General features: G+C 72.5%; 19 protein-coding genes. 12 read left to right on the top strand and 7 right to left on the bottom strand.

Annotation, left to right across the window (positions count from 1 at the left end):
• Positions 1-33 precede the first annotated feature (33 nt).
• Positions 34-615: a GNAT family N-acetyltransferase gene (locus tag OG736_RS09905; RefSeq protein WP_327182106.1), complete on the top strand. Its 582-nt coding sequence runs from the start codon at positions 34-36 to the stop codon at positions 613-615.
• Between the two features lie 289 nt (positions 616-904).
• Here the strand turns inward: OG736_RS09905 and OG736_RS09900 are convergent, their stop codons facing one another.
• Entirely contained in the window at positions 905-2,461 is a 1,557-nt protein-coding gene (locus tag OG736_RS09900) for an amino acid permease (RefSeq protein ID WP_327182105.1), read from the bottom strand.
• A 278-nt stretch (positions 2,462-2,739) separates the two neighbouring features.
• Here OG736_RS09900 and OG736_RS09895 point away from each other — a divergent pair, with 278 nt between their 5' ends.
• The 3 genes from OG736_RS09895 (at position 2,740) to OG736_RS09885 (ending at position 5,326) form a co-directional block, all read left to right on the top strand.
• Positions 2,740-3,363 carry a PadR family transcriptional regulator gene (locus tag OG736_RS09895; RefSeq protein WP_327182104.1) on the top strand — a complete coding sequence of 208 codons (624 nt, stop codon included), beginning with the start codon at positions 2,740-2,742 and terminating at the stop codon, positions 3,361-3,363.
• Positions 3,364-3,527: 164 nt separating this feature from the next.
• Positions 3,528-4,553: an ATP-binding cassette domain-containing protein gene (locus OG736_RS09890; protein WP_327182103.1), complete on the top strand. Its 1,026-nt coding sequence runs from the start codon at positions 3,528-3,530 to the stop codon at positions 4,551-4,553.
• Positions 4,550-5,326: an ABC transporter permease gene (locus OG736_RS09885; protein WP_327182102.1), complete on the top strand. Its 777-nt coding sequence runs from the start codon at positions 4,550-4,552 to the stop codon at positions 5,324-5,326. The genes OG736_RS09890 and OG736_RS09885 overlap by 4 nt, the downstream gene beginning before the upstream one ends.
• A 72-nt stretch (positions 5,327-5,398) precedes the next feature.
• Here OG736_RS09885 and OG736_RS09880 read toward each other — a convergent pair whose 3' ends face one another.
• The gene (locus OG736_RS09880) at positions 5,399-6,244 is read right to left on the bottom strand and encodes a siderophore-interacting protein (protein ID WP_327182101.1); all 846 of its coding nucleotides are present in this window, start codon (positions 6,242-6,244) and stop codon (positions 5,399-5,401) included.
• A 162-nt stretch (positions 6,245-6,406) separates the two neighbouring features.
• Entirely contained in the window at positions 6,407-7,345 is a 939-nt protein-coding gene (locus tag OG736_RS09875) for a 5'-3' exonuclease (protein WP_327187572.1), read from the bottom strand.
• 207 nt (positions 7,346-7,552) lie between these two features.
• Here OG736_RS09875 and OG736_RS09870 point away from each other — a divergent pair, with 207 nt between their 5' ends.
• The 4 genes from OG736_RS09870 to OG736_RS09855 all read left to right on the top strand — a co-directional run bounded on the left by OG736_RS09870 (position 7,553) and on the right by OG736_RS09855 (position 12,219).
• Complete coding sequence (locus OG736_RS09870) at positions 7,553-8,638, top strand: quaternary amine ABC transporter ATP-binding protein (RefSeq protein ID WP_327182100.1); 1,086 nt, start codon at positions 7,553-7,555, stop codon at positions 8,636-8,638.
• Entirely contained in the window at positions 8,631-10,445 is a 1,815-nt protein-coding gene (locus OG736_RS09865; RefSeq protein ID WP_327182099.1) for an ABC transporter permease/substrate binding protein, read from the top strand. Before OG736_RS09870 ends, OG736_RS09865 begins: the two co-directional genes overlap by 8 nt.
• 464 nt (positions 10,446-10,909) lie before the next feature.
• Positions 10,910-11,500 (top strand): helix-turn-helix domain-containing protein, encoded by a 591-nt coding sequence (locus OG736_RS09860; protein ID WP_020128360.1) that lies wholly within the window; start codon positions 10,910-10,912, stop codon positions 11,498-11,500.
• Positions 11,500-12,219 carry a helical backbone metal receptor gene (locus OG736_RS09855; protein WP_327182098.1) on the top strand — a complete coding sequence of 240 codons (720 nt, stop codon included), beginning with the start codon at positions 11,500-11,502 and terminating at the stop codon, positions 12,217-12,219. The genes OG736_RS09860 and OG736_RS09855 overlap by 1 nt, the downstream gene beginning before the upstream one ends.
• Here OG736_RS09855 and OG736_RS09850 read toward each other — a convergent pair.
• Entirely contained in the window at positions 12,131-13,297 is a 1,167-nt protein-coding gene (locus tag OG736_RS09850; RefSeq protein ID WP_327182097.1) for a TDT family transporter, read from the bottom strand. The genes OG736_RS09855 and OG736_RS09850 overlap by 89 nt on opposite strands.
• 70 nt (positions 13,298-13,367) lie before the next feature.
• Here OG736_RS09850 and OG736_RS09845 point away from each other — a divergent pair, with 70 nt between their 5' ends.
• Positions 13,368-14,297, top strand: a complete 930-nt coding sequence (locus OG736_RS09845; protein ID WP_327182096.1) for a LysR family transcriptional regulator — start codon at positions 13,368-13,370, stop codon at positions 14,295-14,297.
• An 81-nt stretch (positions 14,298-14,378) separates the two neighbouring features.
• Here the strand turns inward: OG736_RS09845 and OG736_RS09840 are convergent, their stop codons facing one another.
• On the bottom strand, positions 14,379-15,122 hold the full coding sequence (locus tag OG736_RS09840) for a gamma-glutamyl-gamma-aminobutyrate hydrolase family protein (RefSeq protein WP_327182095.1): 744 nt from the start codon (positions 15,120-15,122) through the stop codon (positions 14,379-14,381).
• Between the two features lie 52 nt (positions 15,123-15,174).
• Positions 15,175-15,909 carry a FadR/GntR family transcriptional regulator gene (locus OG736_RS09835; protein ID WP_327182094.1) on the bottom strand — a complete coding sequence of 245 codons (735 nt, stop codon included), beginning with the start codon at positions 15,907-15,909 and terminating at the stop codon, positions 15,175-15,177.
• 105 nt (positions 15,910-16,014) lie between these two features.
• Here OG736_RS09835 and OG736_RS09830 point away from each other — a divergent pair, with 105 nt between their 5' ends.
• The 3 genes from OG736_RS09830 (at position 16,015) to OG736_RS09820 (ending at position 19,651) form a co-directional block, all read left to right on the top strand.
• Positions 16,015-17,379 carry a glutamine synthetase family protein gene (locus OG736_RS09830; RefSeq protein WP_327182093.1) on the top strand — a complete coding sequence of 455 codons (1,365 nt, stop codon included), beginning with the start codon at positions 16,015-16,017 and terminating at the stop codon, positions 17,377-17,379.
• An 83-nt stretch (positions 17,380-17,462) separates the two neighbouring features.
• Positions 17,463-18,863: an aldehyde dehydrogenase family protein gene (locus OG736_RS09825; protein ID WP_327182092.1), complete on the top strand. Its 1,401-nt coding sequence runs from the start codon at positions 17,463-17,465 to the stop codon at positions 18,861-18,863.
• Positions 18,860-19,651: a 3-oxoacyl-ACP reductase gene (locus OG736_RS09820; protein WP_327182091.1), complete on the top strand. Its 792-nt coding sequence runs from the start codon at positions 18,860-18,862 to the stop codon at positions 19,649-19,651. Before OG736_RS09825 ends, OG736_RS09820 begins: the two co-directional genes overlap by 4 nt.
• 20 nt (positions 19,652-19,671) lie before the next feature.
• On the opposite strand, the gene OG736_RS09815 is transcribed toward OG736_RS09820, so the two are convergent.
• Positions 19,672-20,874 (bottom strand): amino acid deaminase/aldolase, encoded by a 1,203-nt coding sequence (locus tag OG736_RS09815; RefSeq protein ID WP_054239426.1) that lies wholly within the window; start codon positions 20,872-20,874, stop codon positions 19,672-19,674.
• Between the last annotated feature and the right edge of the window lie 448 nt (positions 20,875-21,322).

Here is a 21,322-nt window from a genome sequence, read left to right as displayed (position 1 = left end):
GCCGGGCCGTGGTCCGTTGGCAGGATGCGGCTCATGCCCTTCACCGCCGACGCCGTCCTGCCCGCCGGAACCCTCTCGGGGGCCCCGCAGCCCGTGCTCCGCAGCGGCGACGGACTGCTCCTGCGCCCGTGGCGGGCCGAGGACGCCCCCGCCGTGTACGCCGCCTTCCAGGACCCGGCCATGCACCAGTGGCACATCAGGGCCGCCGATTCCGAGGAGGAGGTCGCCGGCTGGATCGAGGAGTGGCGCGAGAGCTGGGCGGAGGAGCGGAACGCCCAATGGGCCGTCGTCGACACGGACACCGGCGAACTGCTCGGGCGGGTGGCGCTGCGCGGCATCCTGCTCGCCGAGGGCGTGGCCGAGGTGGCGTACTGGACGACCAGGGCGGCCCGTGGCCGGGGAGTGGCACCCCGGGCCACGACCGCCCTCACCCGCTGGGCCCTCGACGAGATCGGATTCCACCGCCTGGAGCTGATGCACGCCACCGCCAACGAGGCCTCCTGCCGGGTCGCCGGCAAGGCCGGTTACCTCCTGGAGGGCACCATGCGCAGCGCCGCCCTCCACCAGGACGGCTGGCACGACATGCATCTCCACGCACGCGTGCAGGGCGACTGAGCGAGACGCGCCTACGCGCGCGGACCCCGCGGCTCCTCGGCCTCGGCCTGTCGGCATGGTGGGCGGGTCCGGCGGCCGGCCTGGCGCGCAGCCCGTCCGAGCCGTACGCAGCATCCGCGCGGCGCGCGTTGGATCGGCGGTCGGCTCCTCCTGTGGCGCGCCTGCCCGCCCGGCGCGTCTGTGCGGCGGTCGGGCCGACGCGCGCATGGCTGCCCACGCGCGCGTCGGCCTGGCGTGTTCGTCTGCTCTGCGCGTCTGCCGGACGTCAGGCGCGCCGGGCTCGACGGGGCTACGCGGCCGCCGTCTCCGGTACCGCGGTGGCCGGTGCCGGTGATCGCCTGCGGTAGGTCCGGAAGGCCACGCCGGCCGCGAGTGTCGCGCCGAGGAACAGCACGGTGAACCACTGGAAGTACCAGTGGCCGCCCGCCGGGTCGTACACCGCCGCGCGCGGCCAGGCCAGGTTGACCGTCATCAGCAGGCCGTAGAGGAGCGCGAGGGCGTTCACCGGGACGCCCCAGCGGCCCAGGGAGAACAGGCGGGCGCCCGTCTCGTCGGTGCCGGCCGAGGAGAACTGTCCGCGCAGGCGGCGCACCAGCAGCGGGCCGGTGACCATCGCGTACGCCAGGTACAGCATCACGATGCAGGTCGTGCCGATGGCCAGGAAGGCGTCCGGTGAGGCGAAGTTGAGCAGCAGCAGGGCCGCCGCGAGGATGCCGACCACCAGCGCCGGGGCGCTCGGCATGCCGGTACGGGGGTTCACGCGCGCGAGGCGGCCGGAGAACGGGAGCTGCCCGTCGCGGGCCATGGAGAACAGCATCCGGCAGGCCGCCGTCTGGATGGCGAGCGTCGCCACCGCGATCGCGACCACCACGTCCGCCAGCAGAGCCTTGCCGACCCCGTCGCCCAGGCTGCTGGTGAGGACGTAGCTGAGGCCGTCGACCCCGAGCCGTCCGTCGGTGAGGCTGGGGGCGGCGAGCAGCCCGCCCAGCACGATCAGCCCGCCGAGCAGGCCGGCCGCGCCGAGCGCGGTGAGGATCGTGCGGGGCGCGGTGCGCCGCGGGTGGTGTGTCTCCTCGCTCATCTCGCCCGCGCTGTCGAACCCGATCATCACGTACGCGGCCGTGAACGAGCCGACGAGCAGCGCCCCGAACAGGCCGTTCTGCGCGGCCCCTTCGGTGTGGAAGGTGATGCTCGGAGTGCGCTCGGAGTGGGTGAGCAGCAGCACGACGATGAGTACCGCGCCGATGATCTCGGCGGTCACGCCGACCCGGTTGATCAGGGACATCACGCGGTTGTCGATGACGTTCACGAAGGTGGTGAGCGCCAGCAGGAGCACGCCGAGCAGCGCCGCGTTGGCCGCGCCGTCGGGCGAGGTGGGCGCCGGGTCGGTGCCGATCAGCTGGAAGCCCGACCAGATCGCCGGCAGCACCATCTGGAGCGCCAGCGCGGCCGCGGCGACCACGACGATCTGCCCGATCACCATGATCCAGCCGGCGAACCAGCCGAACGACGGCGTCGACAGCCGCGAGGACCACTGGTAGATCGCGCCCGAGATCGGGTAGCGCGCCGCCAGCTCCGCGAAGCACGCGGCGACCAGCAACTGACCGACCAGGACGACCGGCCAGGCCCAGAAGAAGACCGGGCCGCCGAAGGCGTACCCGAAGGCGAAGAACTGGAAGACGGTCGTCAGCACGGAGATGAAGGAGAAGCCGGCGGCGAACGAGGCGTACCGGCCCAGGCTGCGGTGCAGCTCCTGGCGGTAGCCGAACTCGGCGAGGGAGCCGTCGCCCGCGTCGGGGGAGTGCGGCGGGTCGGGGCGTACGTCGGAAGGGGCTGTTGTCGTCACGGCGGAACCTGCCTTGGGCCCAGAGGGAACGTAATTCCTGTCGGGCGACAGAAATTAGGGACGCGCTGTTTCGTGCGCGTCACGCCGCCGTGTCCGGGGCGGGCCCAAGTCCTCACGTCCTCGCAACCTCACTCGATCGCGTTACATCGCGTCTCTTGTAAGCGGGCGGTGACTCGCGATATGTTCGGCTACGGATATTCGGAAGCGAACTGTTTGAAGCGAGCAGTCGTAGCGGGCTGCTCGAAGTGAACTGCTCGTCGTGAAGCGAGGTGGTCGTCGTGGCGAGGAAACGCCGCAAGCTCAGCAATCCGTTGGCGCTCGCCGTGATGACCACGCTCTGGCAGAAGCCGATGCATCCGTACGAGATCGCCCAGACCCTGCGCAGCCAGGGCAAGGACACCAGTACGAAGACGAACTACGGCTCGCTCTACACCGTCGTGCAGAACCTCGAGAAGTACGGCTTCGTCGAGGTGACCGGTGTGGAACGCCAGGGCAACCGCCCCGAGCGCACGGTCTACGGGCTCACCGAGGCCGGGCGCGAGGAGATGGCCGAGTGGCTGTCCGATCTGATCGCCATCCCCGCCAAGGAGTACCCGATCTTCGAGACGGCGCTCTCGCTGATGGCGGCGCTGCCTCCCGACGAGGTGGTGCGCCTGCTGGAGACCCGGCTGAGCTCGCTGGAGGTCCAGGTGGCCGGCGGCCGGGGCGCCCTCGAGAAGCTCTACGAGACGCTGCCGAGGCTCTTCCTCGTCGAGGTCGAGTACCAGCTGCACATGGTCGAGGCGCAGGCCGAGTGGGTCGGCGGATTCCTCGAGGAGATCAGGAAGGGCTCACTGCCCGGCGTCGAGGACTGGCGGCGTTTTCACGAGACGGGGGAGCTGCCGACGGAATTCACCTCTTGAGAACGACCCCGGCAGGGCTGTTGCAGCAGCTCCGCCGGGGTCCCCAACCCCGAACGGAATCCGCCGTGAGGCGGCTCCGGGCCATCGAGGTGCGGCACACCCAGGATAGCCCGGCGCTCTTCACGCGGATCAGTGGTCCAGTCCGCTCACGAAGGAGCACCGTCATGAGCAACACCCGCGCGCCCGCGGTCGAGGCGCGTCGACTCGTCAAGACCTACCCCGGTGGCGTCACCGCCCTGAACGGCCTCGAGATCACCGTCGAGCCCGGTACCGTCTTCGGGCTGCTCGGCCCCAACGGCGCAGGCAAGTCCACCGCCGTCAAGATCCTCACCACCCTCGCCCGCCCCGACTCCGGGTCGGCCACCGTCGCCGGTCACGACGTGCTGCGCCACCCGGACCGGGTGCGCCGCGCGATCGGCGTGGTCGCCCAGAACTCCGGCGCCGACCCGGTCGCCACCGGCCGCGACAACCTCCGCCTCCAGGGCAGGCTCTACGGCCTGCGGGGCGCCGCCCTCGACCGGCGCGTCGACGAGCTGCTCGAGCGTTTCGCGCTCACCGAGGCCGCCCGGCGCCCGGTCAAGGGCTACTCCGGCGGCATGCGGCGCCGGCTCGACGTCGCCCTCGGGCTGGTGCACCGGCCTGAGGTGCTCTTCCTCGACGAGCCCACCACCGGCCTGGACCCGGAGGCCCGCGCCGCGATGTGGGACGAGATCGGCCGGCTGGCCGGCGAGGAGGGGCTGACCATCCTGCTCACCACGCACTACCTGGAGGAGGCCGACCGGCTCGCCGAGCGCGTCGCCATCGTCGACCGCGGCCGGATCGTCGTCACCGGCACTCCCGACTCCCTCAAGGGCGAACTCCGGGGCGACGCCGTGCATGTGGAGCTGCGCACCGCGCTGGGCGAGAGCGGCCGTGTGCTGCTGGAGGGCTCCCTGGGCGGGCTGCCGGGCGTCCACGAGGTGGTGTTCGACGGGCCGCGGATCAGTGTCCGCGCCGAGGACGGGGCGGCGGCGGTGCCCGCGCTGCTCGGTGCCCTGGAGCGGGCCGGGGTGGCCGTCGCCACCGCGACCGTCGCCCGACCCTCCCTCGACGACGTCTACCTGCGCTACGCGGGCCGTCGTTACGCCGAGGCCGAGGCCGAGAGCGGGACCGCCGCCGACGCCCTCGTCCTCGCCGGGGGTGCGCGATGAGCACCGCGATCGTCCAGACCTGGTACATGACGCAACGCCAGCTGATGGTGTTCGCCCGCCAGCCCGCGTACGCGGTGATCATGCTGATCCAGCCGGTGATCTGGCTGTTCCTCTTCGGCAGCCTCTTCAAGAACGTCGTGGCGCTGGGCGGCTTCGGTACGGCCTCCTACCTCGACTACCTGGTGCCGGGCGTGGTCGTGATGAGCGCGCTCGCCTCCAACCTGTGGGCGGGCATGGGCACGTTGGAGGAGATCCAGCGCGGCACCCTCAACCGTTTTCTGACCACCCCGGCCAGCCGGGCCGCGCTGATGAACGGCAATGTCGTCCACAACGGCATCGTCACCGCCCTCCAGTCGGCCGTCATCGTGCTGCTGGGCCTGGCGGGCGGTGCGGAGTACCCGGGCGGGGTCGTGGGCGTCGTGGTCCTGGTCGCCGCCTCGGTGCTGCTGGGCACGGTCTTCGGGGCGCTGTCCAACGCGCTGGGGATGCTGGTGCGGGAGCGGGAGTCGATCATCGGTGTCAACACGTTCCTGCTGCTGCCGCTGACCTTCCTCTCCAGCGCGTTCATGGCGCCGGACCGGATGCCCGGCTGGATACGGCAGGTGGCCCGCTTCAACCCGTTGGACTGGGCGATGGTCGCCGGCCGTTCGGCCCTGTCCGCCGATCCCGACTGGGGCGCGGTGCTCCTGCGCGGCGGGGCGCTTCTCGCGCTCGCGACGGCGGCCGTGTGGCTCTCGATCGGGACGTTCCGGTCGTACCAGCGGTCGGTGTAGCCGCAGGCAGGTGCGGTCCCCAAGGGGGTCGCAGGGCGGCCCGCGCCCCGAGTGCGGGCCGCTTCCGTCAGGTCAGGCGGCCGGTGCGGTGCCCTCCTGCTCCGCCTCCACGCGCGCGTTCCAGTCCCGCTTCGAGGCCTGCCAGCCGTCCTCGTTGTGGCCGAGCCGCCAGTAGCCGGAGATCGACAGGTCCTCGCGCGGGATCTGGAGCTCGACGCGCAGGAGTTTGCGCAGCTCCTTCACGCAGGCGGCCTCGCCGTGCACGAACGCGTGCAGGCGGCCCTCGGGGAACTCCAGCGTCCGTACGGCCTCGACGAGCCGCTCGCCGACCGGCCGGTCGCCGCGGTGCAGCCAGACGACCTCCACGTCGGAGTCGACCTTCTGCTCCTCCTCGGGGCCCGACACCTCGATGAAGGCGTGGGCGACGCTGCCGGCGGGCAGCGACTCCAGGGCGGTCGCGATGGCCGGCAGGGCGCTCTCGTCGCCGGCCAGCAGATGCCAGTCGGCGGTGGTGTCGGGCGCGTAGGCGCCACCGGGGCCCATGAAGCGGACGGTCTCGCCCGGCTGGACGCGCGCCGCCCACGGACCGGCCAGGCCCTCGTCGCCGTGGACCACGAAGTCCAGGGTCAGCTCGCGGAGTTCGGCGTCCCAGTTGCGCACGGTGTACGTGCGGGTCACCGGCCACTGCTCACGGGGGAACTCGGCGCGGATGCGTTCCAGGTCGAAGGGCTCGGGGTAGGTCACGCCCTCGGGACCGAAGAGCAGTTTGACGTAGTGGTCGGTGCAGGTGCCCGCGGTGAAGTCGGCCAGGCCCTCGCCGCCGAGGACGACGCGCTGCATATGGGGGGTGAGCCGTTCGGTGCGGACGACCTGCGCGGAGTGGGGCTTCCGCGGCTTCCGTGCCGGACGTTCTGCCATGACGGCCTCCCATGTGGGTATGGTTAGGTATACCTAAGTTAGCATCTCTCCCCCCGGTGATGCCCTCCCCGTTCGAGAGGTCGGCTCACCTCTCATCCGGATCTCATGCAGAGGATGACTCCCGGCCTGCCCGGTTGTCAGTCCTCGACGCGAGAGCAATGGTTACGCGGGCGGTGTGCCCAGGGTCGTCAGCAGCCGCTGCAGCGACCCGCCGAGTCCCCAGCGCTGCGCCAGTGCCTCCAGTGTCGCTCCGTCCCGCGGTGCGTGCGGCAACGTGGTGTCCACGTCCGGCAGCGGCACGTCGTCGGCGACCTTGACCACCTTCGGCGCGACGGCGAGATACGGCCGGGCCTCGTCCAGCCGCAGCCGCTGCGACGGCGTCAGCTTCGCCTTGCGGTCGTCGACCGCGGCCACGATCCCGGCCAGGTCGCCGAACTCGGCCAGCAGCTTGGCCGCGGTCTTCTCCCCGATGCCCGGGACGCCCGGCAGGCCGTCGCTCGGGTCGCCGCGCAGCAGCGCCAGATCCGCGTAGCCGCTCCCGTCGACGCCGTACTTCCCGCGCAGCCACGCCTCGTCCGTGAGCTGGAGCGTGCCGACGCCCTTCAGCGGATACAGCACGCGTACCCCGCGGGCGTCGTCCACCAGCTGGTAGAGGTCGCGGTCGCCGGTGACGATGTCGACCGGGCCCTTCGCCCGCCCGGTGAACGTGCCGATCACGTCGTCCGCCTCGTAGCCGGCGACGCCCACCCGTGCGATGCCGAGCGCGTCCAGGACCGCCTCGATGATCGGCACCTGCGGCGAGAGGGTGTCCGGCACCTCCTCCTCGTCCGGCCCCGTCTCGCGCACTTCGGCGACGCGGTGCGCCTTGTAGGAGGGGATCAGGTCGACCCGCCACTGGGGGCGCCAGTCGGCGTCCATGCAGGCGACCAGCTCGTCCGGCCGGTGGTCCTTGACCAGCCGGTCGATGAAGTCCAGCAGTCCGCGCACGGCGTTCACCGGAGTGCCGTCCGGCGCCTTCACGGAGTCCGGGACGCCGAAGTAGGCGCGGAAGTAGAGCGAGGCGGTGTCGAGGAGCATCAGTCGTCCGGTCACGCCTCGCATCATGCCGCACACGTGCCCCGGTATCCGGGGCGTATTCACTCCCGTGGCAGGAGTGAACCTCTTGTGAAACCTGCTGTGAACTGAACCACTCGTACGTTTGCCCCCATCGGACCAGGGCAGGGGCGGCCTCGGAGCAGTGTCCGGTTGCGCTTTCAACTGTTTGCTGTTGGCGACTGCTCCGATTCCTGTCCCCGACGAGAGGTACGCGTGTCCTCCAGGCTTGAGGCCGAACATCTGCACAAGGTGTTCGGCAGACGACCGCAGCAGGCAGTCGAGCGGCTCCGGGAGGGAGCCGACCGGGAGGAGCTGCGCGCCGACGGCACCACGGCCGCCGTCATCGACGCCTCCTTCACGGTGGCCCCGGGCGAGATCTTCGTCGTGATGGGCCTGTCCGGCTCGGGCAAGTCCACCCTGCTGCGGATGCTCAACGGGCTGCTGGAGCCGACCGCCGGACGCGTCCTCTTCGACGGCCAGGACCTCACCGCCCTCGCCGACCGCGAACTGCGCGAGGTCCGGGCGAAGAAGATCAGCATGGTCTTCCAGCACTTCGCGCTCTTCCCGCACCGCAGCGTCCTCGACAACGCCGCCTACGGCCTCGCCGTCCAGGGCGTCCCCCGCCGCGAACGCGAGGAGCGCGCCGCCGAGGCGCTGCGGCTCTGCGGTCTGGCCGGCTGGGAGAAGTCCTGGCCGGACGAGCTGTCCGGCGGCATGCAGCAGCGCGTCGGCCTGGCCCGCGCCCTCGCCACCGACGCCGACCTGCTCCTGATGGACGAGTCGTTCAGCGCGCTGGACCCGCTGATCCGCCGCGACATGCAGGACCAGCTGCTCACGCTCCAGCAGACGCTGAAGAAGACCATCGTCTTCATCACCCACGACCTCAACGAGGCCATGCGTCTGGGCGACCGGATCGCCGTCATGCGCGACGGCCGGATCGTGCAGACGGGCACGGCGGAGGACATCCTGCTCCGCCCCGCGAACGACTACGTCGCCTCCTTCATCCAGGACGTCGACCGCTCCCGCGTGCTGACCGCCTCCGCCGTCATGGACACCGCCGTGCGCGGCGACGAGGCCGACTGCGGCTGCGAGACCGCCACCCCCGACACCCCGTTCACCGCGCTGTGCGCGCTCAGCGCCCGCCTGGCCCATCCGGTCGCCGTCCTCGACGGGAAGCGGAAACTCGTCGGCGTCGTGTCGGAACAGCGCCTCGTCCGCTTCCTCGGCGACGAACAGGGCCGGGCGACGGCCTGCGACAGTCCGCGCGACGGCGGGAAGAAGGTGATGGCCCGTGCCTAGGCTGCACCTCGGCGACTGGGTCGACTCCGGCGTCGACTGGCTCGTCACCCACATGTCCTGGCTCTTCGACGCGATCAAGACGGTCGTCGAGGGCATGTACGACGGTCTCGACACCGTCCTCACCGCCCCCGAACCGCTCCTCCTCGCAGGCATCCTCGCGGTGCTCGCCTGGTGGCTGCGCGGCCTCGTCGCGGGCGTCCTGGCCTTCGCCGGGTTCGCCCTCATCGACTCCCTCGCCCTGTGGGACGAGGCGATGTCGACGCTCTCCCTGGTGCTCGTGGCCACGGTGATCGCCCTGGTGATCTCCCTCCCGCTCGGCATCTGGGCCGCCCGCTCCAAGGCCGTCAGCGCCACCCTGCGCCCCGTCCTGGACCTGCTCCAGACGATGCCGTCGATGGTCCTGCTGATCCCGGCCATCCTGTTCTTCGGCATGGGCGTCCCCGCGGGCGTCATCGCCACCCTGATCTTCGCGCTCGCCCCGGGCGTCCGGATGACCGAGCTCGGCATCCGCCAGGTCGACGCCGAACTCGTCGAGGCCGCCGAGGCGTTCGGCACGACGCCCCGCGACACCCTGCTGCGTGTGCAGCTGCCGCTCGCCCTGCCGACGATCATGGCGGGCATCAACCAGGTCATCATGCTGGGCCTGTCGATGGTCGTCATCGCCGGCATGGTCGGCACCGGCGGCCTCGGTGGCGCCGTCAACGAGGCCATCGGCCAGCTCGACATCGGCCTCGGCTTCGAGGCGGGCCTCGGCATCGTGGTCCTCGCCATCTACCTGGACCGGATGACCGGCGCCCTCGGCACCCGGATCTCCCCGCTCGGCCGCCGCGCCGCCGCCAAGGCCCGGGGCACGGTGTGGACGTACCGTCCGCGCCCGGCCGTGGCCGTGGTCGGCGTGGTCGTGCTCGCCCTGGTCGCCGGCGGCATGAACGTCTTCGGCCCCTCCTCCGGCACCGCCGAGGCCGCCGCCTCGGACATCGGCAAGGGCAAGGAGGTCAAGATCGGCTACATCCCGTGGGACGAGGGCATCGCCTCCACCTACCTCTGGAAGGAACTCCTGGAGGAACGCGGCTTCGACGTCACCACCACCCAGTACGCCGCGGGCCCCCTCTACACCGGCGTCGCCACCGGGCAGATCGACTTCCAGACCGACGCCTGGCTGCCCACCACCCACGACGAGTACTGGAAGAAGTACGGCGAGCAGCTCGACGATCTGGGCTCCTGGTACGGCCCCACCTCCCTGGAGCTCGCCGTCCCCTCGTACGTGAAGGACGTCGGCTCCCTGGCGGACCTGAAGAGCCACGCCGCCGAGTTCGACGGCAAGATCACCGGCATCGAGCCCAGCGCCGGGATGATGGGCCTGCTCAAGGACAAGGTCCTGGGGCAGTACGGCCTCGACGACGCCTACACCGTCGTCGACGGCTCCACCCCCGCGATGCTCGCCGAACTCAAGCGCGCGTACGCCGCCAAGAAGCCGATCGTCGTCACCCTGTGGTCGCCGCACTGGGCGTACAGCGACTACGACCTGAAGAAGCTCGAGGACCCCCGGGGCGCCTGGGGCAAGGGAGACGGCGTGCACACCGTCGCTCGCAAGGGCTTCGCCGCCGACAACCCCGAGGTCGGCAAGTGGCTGAAGAACTTCCGTATGACCGAGGCCCAGCTCACCGGTCTGGAGGCGCGGATCCAGAAGGCCGGCAAGGGCAAGGAGCAGGACGCGGTCCGGACCTGGCTGAAGGAGAATCCAGGTCTGGTGGAGAAGTGGGTACCGGTCGCCGATTCGGGGCAGGAAAGCCGGGCGGCCCGGTGACCTGACAGCACCGCGACCGCCCGACGAGGGGCGGGCACCGACGTACGGCCTCCGGGCCCGCGTCGGGGCCCGCCCCTCGTGTCGTTCCCACGCGTTCCGGGCCCCTCCCGCCCCGGCACGGCGCCGGTCCGGCCCCGTCCGCCCGCTGCCCTGACACGGCAAGAATCCGGCCAAGTACGGAGAGCTACGCCCATGCCCGAGCCGAGGCCTCCGCGACTCCGGGGACGAGCGGGAACATGCGCGGCCGTTCGCGCATTGAACCGGACAACCGGTGGGCGGGTCCGTGCCCGGCGTGTCCGGGGTCCGATCGACTGGCGCGAACTGTGAGGTCCGGTGTTACGCCAGGTGTCCTCGATGTGACGGGCGCATGAAACGGTTTGCCGAACATGCGTAGGGTGCAGACAACTCCTCAGAGGGCGTAGAGGACGTCATGACAGCGACGAGCTAAGGAGGGAGCCGGAGCGATGGGCGACCACAAAGAACAGCCCCTGCGGGTGGGCGCGGCCGTGCGGCGCCGACGCCGGTCCCTGGAGCTCACCCTCGCCGTCGTGGCCGAGCGCAGCGGCCTGTCGGTCCCGTTCCTCAGCCAGATCGAGAACGAGCGCGCGCGGCCCAGCACCAGCTCCCTGGAGAAGGTCGCCGACGCCCTGCGCACCACGGCCGTCGAGCTCCTCGCCGCCGCCGATCCCGCGTGCAGCGTGGACGTCGTGCGCGCCGAGGTGACCGAGCCGGGTCCGGGGCCCGAGCCGGAGCCGCGCTCGCGTTCCCTGGTGCGCGGTCACCACCAGATGCACGCCTCGGAGTTCACCGGCGACCACGACGCGGGCCGTGAGTTCCAGTACCGCAACGACCAGTTGATGTACGTGGCCGACGGCGCCGTGGAGATCGAGGCGGAGGGCCGCGCCTACCGCCTCGGCCGCGGCGACACCCTGTACCTCACCGGCGGGGTCCGTCACCGCTGGCGGGCGACAGTGCCGGACACCCGGGTGGTCGTCGTCGCCGTGGCGGAGCACATCGAGGCGGTACGGGACCGGGACCGGGGCCGGAAGCGGTAGTGCGGATCGTCTCGCTGGTGCCGTCGCTCACGGAGGCGGTGGCTTCCTCCGCGCCCGGCGCCCTGATCGGCGCCACCGACTGGTGCACTCACCCGGCGGACCTCGACGTCGTCCGGATCGGCGGAACCAAGAACCCCCGGGTCGACCGGATCGCCGCCCTCGCCCCCGACCTGGTGATCGCCAACGAGGAGGAGAACCGGGAACCGGACCTGGCCGACCTGCGCGCGGCCGGCCTCGAGGTCCTGGTGACCGGGATCCGCGACCTCCCGCAGGCCTTCGGTGAGCTGGCGCGGGTGCTCCGGGCGTGCGGGGCGCCCTCGCGGCCGAGGTGGCTCGACGAGGCCGAGGAGGCGTGGGCGGCGCCGCTGCCGCCCACCCGCCGCCGGACGGCCGTCGTACCGATCTGGCGGCGCCCGTGGATGGTGCTGGGCCGCGACACCTTCGCCGGGGACGTGCTGGCCCGCCTGGGCGTCGACCAGCTCTACGCCGGGCACGCCGAACGCTATCCGCGGATCCCGGTCGAGGAGCTGCTCGCCGCCGCACCGGACCTGGTCGTGCTGCCGGACGAGCCCTATCGCTTCACCGCCGACGACGGCCCGGAGGCCTTTCCCGGTCTGCCCTGCGCGCTGCTCAGCGGACGGCACCTGACGTGGTACGGGCCGTCGCTCGCCGAGGCGCCGAAGGTGCTGGGCGAGGCGCTGCGAGCAGCTCACCGCTGAGCAGCCCGCGGGCGGTGTGCGTGGCGGCGACGGCCCACGCGGCCACGAGGACGACGTACAGCGCGCAGGCGAGCACGTCGTAGGCGAACAGCCCGGTGTGCCGGGCCAGCGCCGCCGCGCCGGTCACACAGGTGCCGACCGGGAAGGTGAACGCCCACCAGGTCATCGCGAAGCCCATCCCGTGCCGGCGGGCCCGCACCACATGCGCGGTGGCCAGACACAGCCAGAGCAGCGCGAACCCCATGACGGGCACCCCGTACAGCACGGCGAGCACGGCGAGACCGCGGCTGTCCGGGCCGGGCAGGACCCCCGGAGCGGCCTCCGCGAACTTTCCGACTGCGGTGGTGGACTGCCCGAGCGGTCCCAGGACGAGGAACAGGGTCGGGGTGAGGACGAGGGGCAGCGGCCCGCCGGTCAGCAGCCGCGCGAACACGACCGGCAGCATGGCGAGCGTGGCGAGCAGACTCAGTCCGAACAGCGCGAAGCACGCCAGGAGCAGCGTCTGCCGCGGCTGCCCGGCCGGCAGGTACGGCACCAGCAGCGGCCCGAGCGCGGCGGACACCATGGGCGCGACGAGCGGCAGCAGCCACACGGGCGTGGCCTGGGACGCCCGCACCCGGTGGCGTAGGGCCATCAGGTACGGGACGGCGACGGCGGCGGTGAGGGCGACGGCCGTCCCGACGGTGAACAGCACGGCGTCGAGGGCGACCGCGGCCCGGATGCCGATCCAGTCCCGGCCGACGGTGAGGGCGCCGCCCCCGACGGCCAGCAGCGCCATCGCCAGACAGCCGTAGAACGGCGCCGTCGCCGGATCCAGCAGATGGGCGCGGGCCTGGTCGCGGTGATGGCGCCAGTGCAGGGCGCGGGCACCGAGCAGGGCCAGCAGCAGCACGAGCGCGAGGACCCAGCAGGCGGCGAGGAGCGGCCGCAGCCCCGGCGGGCGGACGGGGAGCGCGGCTCCCGCCGTGGCGAGGATCGCGGTCCCCATGACCGTGGCGTACCAGTTCGGTCCGAGGTGGCGGACGGCGCCGGCGGGCACACGGGGGAGGGCGTACAGGGGCTGGGCGGCGGTGACCATGCCTCCACGGTCGCCCGGCCGCCCTCCCGCGACCAGGGAGTACGACTCTATGGGGACATAAGCTGGGCTTATGGGGAGTGTCGAGGAACAGCCCGCGGACGGCGGAACGGGTTCGATCGCGCACCGTGTCCCGGACCTGGGCGCGCTGGAGCTGCTGCTGGCGGTGGCACGGCTGGGCAGCCTGGGCGCGGCCGCGCGGGAGCTCGGCATCACGCAGCCGGCCGCGAGCAGCCGGATCCGTTCCATGGAACGCCAGCTGGGCGTGGCCCTGGTGGACCGCTCGCCGCGCGGCTCCCGGCTCACGGACACCGGTGCGCTGGTGACGGACTGGGCGGGGCGGGTCGTCGAGGCGGCGCGGGCGTTCGACGCGGGGGCGCAGGCGCTGCGGGTCCGCCGTGACTCGCGGCTGCGGGTGGCGGCGAGCATGACGATCGCCGAGTACCTGTTGCCCGGCTGGCTGCTCGCGCTGCGCGCCGGGCGGCCGGACACGGCGGTTTCGCTGCTCGCGGGCAACTCGGCGGCCGTCGCCGAGCGGCTGCTCTCCGGGGAGGCGGACCTCGGCTTCGTGGAGGGCCTCACGGTGCCGCCCGGCCTGGACTCGGCCGTGATAGCCCACGACCGTCTGATCGTCGTGGTCGCGCCCGCCCACCCGTGGGCCCGCCGGCGGCGGCCGCTGCCCGCGGCGGAGCTGGCCTCGACGCCGCTGATCCTGCGCGAGAAGGGCTCGGGGACCCGGCAGGTGCTCGACACGGCGCTGGGTGGTCTGGCCCGGCCGCTGATCGAGCTCTCCTCGACGACCGCGGTCAAGGCGGCGGCGGTCAGTGGGGCGGGGCCGGCCGTGCTGAGTGAACTGGCGGTCGGTGAGGAGCTGGGGCTGCGGCGGCTGGTGAAGGTGCCGGTGGAGGGGGTTGCGCTGGCGCGCGATCTGCGGGCGGTGTGGCCCACGGGGCATCGGCCTGCCGGGCCGGCGCGGGAGCTGTTGTCGTTGACGCGGGGGTAGGTTCTCCCGCCCCCGCCGCCCCTTCCCTTCCCCGGAGGCGGTGGCCCCGGACCCCCCTTCGGCCCCGAAGGGGCCTCGTCCTCAAACGCCGGACGGGCTGGGTGGGTGCACCGCCGTCACCAACGCGCACCCCGGGGTATGCGCCGCCGTCACCAAGGCGTGCATGACCCGTACGTCCTCGTCCATCTCCGGGTGCCACTGGACGCCCAGTACCCAGTTCGCGGACGGTAGTTCGACGGCCTCCACGGTGCCGTCCGTGGCGTACGCCGACGGGATCAGGCCCGTGCCGAGACGGTCCACGGCCTGGTGGTGGTAGGCCGGTACGGAGGTCTCCTCCTCGACGGCCGCCGCGTACCGCGTGCCGGGGACCGGCTTGACCGGGTGCCGGCCGAAGGCGCCGACCACCTCGGCGTGTCCTTCGATGTGCTGGGTCAGGGTGCCGCCGAGCGCGACGTTCAGCAGTTGCATGCCCCGGCAGATGCCCAGCAGCGGGAGGTCCGCCGCCAGCGCCGCCTCGATCAGGGCCAGCTCCCAGGCGTCCCGCTCCCGCGCCGGCGGCCCGGTGCGGGGGTCCGGCTCGGCGCCGTAGCGGACCGGCTCGACGTCGGGGCCGCCCGCGATCACCAGGCCGTCGAGCCGGGCCACGGTCGCCGCCGCGTGCTCGGGAGCGTCCGGCGGGAGCATCGCGGCCAGCCCGCCGGCCCGCTGTACCAGCCGCGGGTACCCGACGGGCAGCAGCGCGGCGTCCAGCGCCCACACGCCCCAGCGCGCCGCGGACTCCAGATACGTGCTGACGCCGATCAGCGGCCGTGAACCGTCCGTCATGTGCCCTCCCGCTCCCGCAATGATCGCCGCAATGGATCGTATTCATACCATTTCACGTCAGGAAGCCCCTGAGCAGGGCGGCCGTCCCCGCGCAGTGCTCCCGCATCATCTCCCGCGCCCCGTCCGCGTCCCCGTCCAGCACCGCCTCCACCAGCGCGAGGTGCTGCCGCTGCGAGTGCTCCAGGTTGCGCACCAGGAGCGGGATGCAGTCGAGCAGGTCGTTCACCGTGGCCCGGACCGCCGCGTACCGCGCGGTCAGCGAGGGCGAGCCGCACAGCTCGGCCAGGGTGAGGTGGAGCATCGTGTCCAGGCGGCGGTAGTCGGCCAGCGGCGCGTCCGCCGTGCGGGCCAGCGCCTCGCGCAGGCGCCGCGCCTGCTCGTCCGTCAGCCCGTGGGTCGCGCACAGGCCCGCCGCGCCCACCTCGAGCACCTCGCGGAAGCGCAGCACGTCCTCGATGTCGACCTCCGCGATCCGCCGCCGCAGTTCGTCCTCGCCGCCGGCGTCCGTACGCGGCAGCACGAACGTTCCGCCGTAGCGGCCGCGTCGGGACTCGACCAGGCCCTGGTCCTGGAGGACCTTCAGCACCTCGCGCAGCGTCACCCGGCTGATCCCGAGCCGATCCGCCAGGTCCCGCTCGGCCGGCAGCCGTTCGCCGCCCGGCACCAGGCCCAGCCGTACCACCTGGAGAATCTGCTCCAGCGCCTCCTCGAAGCCGTTCCCGGCCCGCACCGGCCGCAGTACCGGCGTCAACCGGTCGTCCGGTCCGCCGTCAGCGTCCACCGACATCTGGCCGCGCCCCCTTCCCAAGCAATGGTTCTCCGCAATACCTTATGGCTCCCGGCCCGCCCGAAGAAGACGGGGGAGCCGGGAAAGCCGAAGGAGGCCCTTCCCGTGGCAGACCGCACACCCCCGCTCGGCGTCGAGGAGCTGCACGCTCACGTCGCGAGCGGTGAGATCGACACTGTCGTCCTGGCCTTCCCCGACATGCAAGGGCGTCTCCAGGGCAAGCGGTTCGCCGCCCAGTTCTTCCTCGACGAGGTCCTCCAGCACGGCACCGAGGGCTGCAACTACCTCCTCGCCGTCGACACGGACATGCACACCGTCGACGGGTACGCCATGTCCTCCTGGGAGAGCGGCTACGGCGACTTCGCCATGCGCCCCGACCTGTCGACCCTGCGCCGCGTGCCGTGGAACGCCGGTACCGCCCTGCTCATCGCCGACCTGGCCTGGAACGACGGCTCGCCCGTGGTCGCCGCGCCGCGCCAGATCCTGCGCCGCCAGCTGGAGCGCCTCGCCGGGCACGGTTTCACCGCCCAGGTCGGCACCGAGCTGGAGTTCATCGTCTTCAAGGACAGCTACGAGGCCGCCTGGGACGCGAACTACCGCGGGCTCACCCCGGTCAACCAGTACAACGTCGACTACTCGGTGCTCGGCACCGGCCGGGTCGAGCCACTGCTGCGCCGCATCCGCAACGAGATGGCCGGCGCCGGACTCACCGTCGAGTCCGCCAAGGGCGAGTGCAACCCCGGCCAGCATGAGATCGCCTTCCGCTACGACGAGGCCCTGGTCACCTGCGACCAGCACGCGATCTACAAGACCGGCGCCAAGGAGATCGCCGCCCAGGAGGGCGTCTCGCTGACCTTCATGGCCAAGTTCAACGAGCGCGAGGGCAACTCCTGCCACATCCACCTCTCGCTCACCGACGCCGACGGCACCAACGTCATGGCCGGAGACGGGGAAGGGGGGATGTCCGACGTCATGCGGCACTTCCTCGCCGGACAGCTCGCCGCCCTGCGCGACTTCTCCCTCCTCTACGCCCCGAACATCAACTCCTACAAGCGGTTCCAGCCGGGCTCCTTCGCCCCGACCGCCGTCGCCTGGGGATACGACAACCGCACCTGCTCCCTCCGCGTCGTCGGCCACGGCCGCTCGATGCGCTTCGAGAACCGGCTGCCCGGCGGCGACGTCAACCCGCATCTCGCGGTCGCGGGTCTGGTCGCGGCGGGCCTGTACGGCATCGAACAGAAGCTGGAGCTGCCCGAGGCCTGTCCCGGCAACGCCTACACCGCCGAGTACGCCCACGTCCCGACCACCCTGCGCGAGGCCGCCGAGATCTGGGCGGACAGCCCGATCGCGCTGGCCGCGTTCGGCGAGGAGGTCGTCGCGCACTACCGCAACATGGCACGCGTCGAGCTGGAGGCCTTCGACGCGGCGGTCACCGACTGGGAGCTGCGCCGCTCCTTCGAACGTCTCTGACGGACCCGCCCGTGCACCCGCCCGCGAAAGGCCCTTCCTTGTCCGGTCCCTCCCTGCCCGGTCCCTCCGCGTCCAGCCCCTCCTTGTCCCGTCCCTCTTCGTCCGATGCGCGGTCGCTTCCGCACGAGCTGATCGTTCTCAACCCGGCCACCGAGGAGATCGTCGCCACCATCCCGGCCGCGGACGCGGCCGACGTGGACCGCGCGGTCGCCCGCGCCGGCACCGCCCAGAAGGCCTGGGCGGCCGCCGCCCCGGCCGACCGGGCCCGGCTGCTGCGCCGCTTCGCCGACGTCGTCGACGCGCACGTCGAGGAACTGGCGCTCCTCGAGGTCCGCGAGGCAGGCCACCTCCTCGGGAACGCCCGCTGGGAGGCCGGCAACGCCCGCGACCTGCTCCTGTACGCGGCCGGCGGCGTCGAGCGGCTCCTGGGCCGCCAGATCCCCGTACCCGGCGGCTGGAACATCACCTTCCAGGAGCCGCTCGGCGTGGTCGGGGTGATCGCCCCCTGGAACTTCCCGATGCCCATCGCCGCCTGGGGCTCCTTCCCGGCCCTCGCGGCAGGCAACGCCGTCGTCCTCAAGCCCGCCGAGACCACCCCGCTCACCGCCCTGCGCCTGGCCGAACTGGCCCTGGAGGCAGGCCTGCCGGAACACCTCTTCCAGGTACTGCCCGGCCACGGAGCCGTCGCCGGCCGCGCGCTCGTCGACCACCCGGGCGTGGCGAAGATCGTGTTCACGGGCTCCACCCGCACCGGCCGCGAGGTCATGGAACGCTGCGCCCGGCAGGTCAAGCCGGTGACCCTGGAGCTCGGCGGCAAGAGCCCCAACATCGTCTTCGCGGACGCCGACCTGAAGGCCGCGGTCGACCCGTTCTCCTTCCTCGACAACTCCGGCCAGGACTGCTGCGCCCGCACCCGCGTCCTCGTCCAGGAATCGGTCTACGACGAGGTGGCCGACCACCTGGCGCGGGAACTGGCGGCCGTGACGGTCGGCGACCCGGCCGACGAGAAGACCCGGATGGGCCCGCTGATCTCCCGGCAACAGGTGGACCGCGTACGGTCGTTCGTCCCCGAAGACGCCGAGGCGCTGCGCGGCACCGCGCCCGACGGCCCCGGCTTCTGGTTCCCGCCGACCGTCCTCACCGGCGCCGCACCCGACTCGCCCGCGGCCCGTGAGGAGATCTTCGGCCCCGTCGCCGTCCTGCTCCCCTTCACCGACGAGGCGGACGCGATCCGGCTCGCCGACGACACCCCCTACGGCCTCTCCGGCTCCATCTGGACCCGGGACGTCGGCCGGGCGCTGCGCGTCTCCCAGGCGGTCCGGGCCGGCAACCTGTCCGTCAACTCCCACTCCAGCGTCCGCTACTGGACCCCGTTCGGCGGCTACAAGCAGTCCGGCGTCGGCCGTGAACTGGGTCCGGACGCCCTGACCGCCTTCACCGAAACCAAGAACGTCTTCATCAGCACGGAGGGCCCCGCACAGTGACCGCATCGCCTGACGAGATCATCTGCCGCCGTCTGGTCGGCCGCACCGCAGTCATCACCGGAGCCGGCAGCGGCATCGGCCTCGCCACCGCGCGCCGGCTCGCCTCCGAGGGCGCGCACGTCGTCTGCGGCGATGTCGACGAGACCCGCGGCAAGGCCGCCGCCGAGGAGGTCGGCGGGACCTTCGTGAAGGTCGACGTCACCGACCCCGAGCAGGTCGAGGCGCTGTTCAAGACCGCCTACGACACCTACGGCAGCGTCGACATCGCCTTCAACAACGCCGGCATCTCCCCGCCCGACGACGACTCCATCCTGGAGACCGGCCTCGAGGCCTGGAAGCGCGTCCAGGAGGTCAACCTGACCTCCGTCTACCTGTGCTGCAAGGCCGCGATCCCCTACATGCGGCGCCAGGGCAGGGGCTCCATCATCAACACGGCGTCCTTCGTGGCCCGGATGGGCGCCGCCACCTCGCAGATCTCGTACACGGCGTCCAAGGGCGGTGTCCTCGCCATGTCCCGTGAGCTGGGCGTGCAGTTCGCCCGGGAGGGCATCCGCGTGAACGCCCTCTGCCCGGGGCCGGTCAACACCCCGCTGCTCCAGGAACTGTTCGCCACGGACCCGGAGCGCGCCGCCCGCCGGCTGGTCCACATCCCCGTCGGCCGGTTCGCCGAGGCCGAGGAGATCGCCGCCGCCGTCGCCTTCCTGGCCAGCGACGACTCCTCCTTCGTCAACGCCTCCGACTTCCTGGTGGACGGCGGGATCTCCGGGGCCTATGTGACCCCGCTCTAGGACGCCCCACGGCCGGCCGCCTACAGGAAGGTCTGCCCCTCACCCCGGTAGGTCGGCACGGTCGCCGTCACCGCGTCCCCCTCGACGAGGTGCAGCACGTCGAACCGCTCGCACAGCTCACCGGCCTTCGCGTGCCGGAACCACACCTTGTCGCCGATCAGCAGATCGTCGGCGGGGGAGCCGAGCAGCGGCGTCTGCACCTCGCCCGGCCCCTCCTGGGGGTCGTACCGCAGCCCTTCCGGCAGGTACGGCACGGGCAGCCGGTCGGGCCCCGCGGCACCGGACGCGGGATACCCGCCGCCGAGGACAGTGACGACCCCCACTCCCGGCCGCCGGACGACGGGCTGGGCGAACAGGGCCGCCGGACGGCCGCTGAAGGACGTGTAGTTGTCGAACAGACGCGGCACGTACAGCCCCGACCCGGCCGCGATCTCGGTGACCGCGTCCTCGGCGGCGGTGTGCTGCACACTGCCGGTGCCGCCGCCGTTGACGTACTCCAGATCCGGTACGACGGCCCGCACCGCGCGCACGACCGCGGCGCGGCGCTCGGCGAGCTCGCGCCGGGCGGTGGCCTGCATCAGCCGGATGGCCCGGGACCGGAAGGGCCGCCCGGCGACGGCGTCGCCGACCCCGGCGATGTGCCCCTCGTAGGCCATGATCCCCACGACCTTGAAACCGGGCCGCCGGGCGACCGCCCTCGCCACGTCGGCGACCTGGGCGGGGGAGTGCAGCGGCGAGCGCAGGGCGCCGACCCGGACCCGGCCGCCGAGGAACTTCAGCGCGGTGTCCAACTCCAGGCAGACCCGGATGACTTCGCGCCCTTCGCCGCGCGCGCCGTCGATGAGGTCGAGCTGGGAGACGTCGTCGACCATGACGGTGACGGCGGCGGCGAGCTTGGGGTCGGCGGCCAGTTCGGCGAAGGCGGTGCGGTCGGCCGACGGGTAGGCGAGGAGGATGTCGTCGAACCCGGACCGGGCCAGCCACAGGGACTCGGCGAGGGTGAACGACATGATGCCGGCGAAGCCGTCCTTGGCCAGGACGCGTTCCAGCAGCGTCCGGCAGCGTACGGACTTGCTGGCGACACGGATCGGCTTGCCGCCGGCCCGGCGGACCAGGTCCTCGGCGTTGGCGTCGAAGGCGTCCAGGTCCACGAGGGCGAGAGGTGCGTCGAGATGGGCGGTGGCCCGGTCGTAACGGGCCCGGTCGGCGGCGCGCGCAGTCATGAACGAAGCCTGCCAGACAGGATTACCGCAGGGTAGGGGGACGTTCCGGGCAGAAGCCCCGGGCGTCGCGGACTGGTTCCCGTTCGCCCGGCGACAAGCCGTAGAGTGACGCGCACGCACGGAGGACGGCTCCGGCCGGGCAACCGCGTCGGGATGCCGGTCCCCCCGTGCGGGTATGCGTGCCCAGGGCGGACTGCCGCGTCCGCGCCGGGCCGCGCGGGCACGAGACCGTCCGCCCGCGTACCGATACGACGGCCCGGGGACGAGGAAACGGGGGGTGCATGAGTACGGAAGCACGCCGCGCCTCGGTCCCCCCGCGCCCGGACGTGCCGCCCCACCCCGGCGTCCCGCCCCGGCCCGCCGCCCCGCCCCGCCCGGCCCAGCCCCCGACCGCCCCGACGGACCGGGAGAGCACCGGCCAGGCCCCCGCCGAGCCGCTGAAACGCGA

It is taken from the genome of Streptomyces sp. NBC_01334 (assembly GCF_035983595.1).
Lineage (GTDB): Bacteria > Actinomycetota > Actinomycetes > Streptomycetales > Streptomycetaceae > Streptomyces > Streptomyces coriariae.
Note: the sequence above shows the minus strand (reverse complement) of the source record. Positions and strands in the feature narration are given on the sequence as shown.

What these genes read in the sequence shown, in the direction of transcription:
- OG736_RS09905 (WP_327182106.1), top strand. Translation starts at nt 34, where the DNA reads ATGCCCTTCACCGCCGACGCCGTCCTGCCCGCCGGAACCCTCTCGGGG.
- OG736_RS09815 (WP_054239426.1), bottom strand. Translation starts at nt 20,874, where the DNA reads ATGACTGCGCGCGCCGCCGACCGGGCCCGTTACGACCGGGCCACCGCC.
- OG736_RS09860 (WP_020128360.1), top strand. Translation starts at nt 10,910, where the DNA reads ATGGGCGACCACAAAGAACAGCCCCTGCGGGTGGGCGCGGCCGTGCGG.
- OG736_RS09840 (WP_327182095.1), bottom strand. Translation starts at nt 15,122, where the DNA reads ATGACGGACGGTTCACGGCCGCTGATCGGCGTCAGCACGTATCTGGAG.
- OG736_RS09890 (WP_327182103.1), top strand. Translation starts at nt 3,528, where the DNA reads ATGAGCAACACCCGCGCGCCCGCGGTCGAGGCGCGTCGACTCGTCAAG.
- OG736_RS09880 (WP_327182101.1), bottom strand. Translation starts at nt 6,244, where the DNA reads ATGGCAGAACGTCCGGCACGGAAGCCGCGGAAGCCCCACTCCGCGCAG.
- OG736_RS09835 (WP_327182094.1), bottom strand. Translation starts at nt 15,909, where the DNA reads ATGTCGGTGGACGCTGACGGCGGACCGGACGACCGGTTGACGCCGGTA.
- OG736_RS09850 (WP_327182097.1), bottom strand. Translation starts at nt 13,297, where the DNA reads ATGGTCACCGCCGCCCAGCCCCTGTACGCCCTCCCCCGTGTGCCCGCC.
- OG736_RS09845 (WP_327182096.1), top strand. Translation starts at nt 13,368, where the DNA reads ATGGGGAGTGTCGAGGAACAGCCCGCGGACGGCGGAACGGGTTCGATC.
- OG736_RS09885 (WP_327182102.1), top strand. Translation starts at nt 4,550, where the DNA reads ATGAGCACCGCGATCGTCCAGACCTGGTACATGACGCAACGCCAGCTG.
- OG736_RS09875 (WP_327187572.1), bottom strand. Translation starts at nt 7,345, where the DNA reads ATGCGAGGCGTGACCGGACGACTGATGCTCCTCGACACCGCCTCGCTC.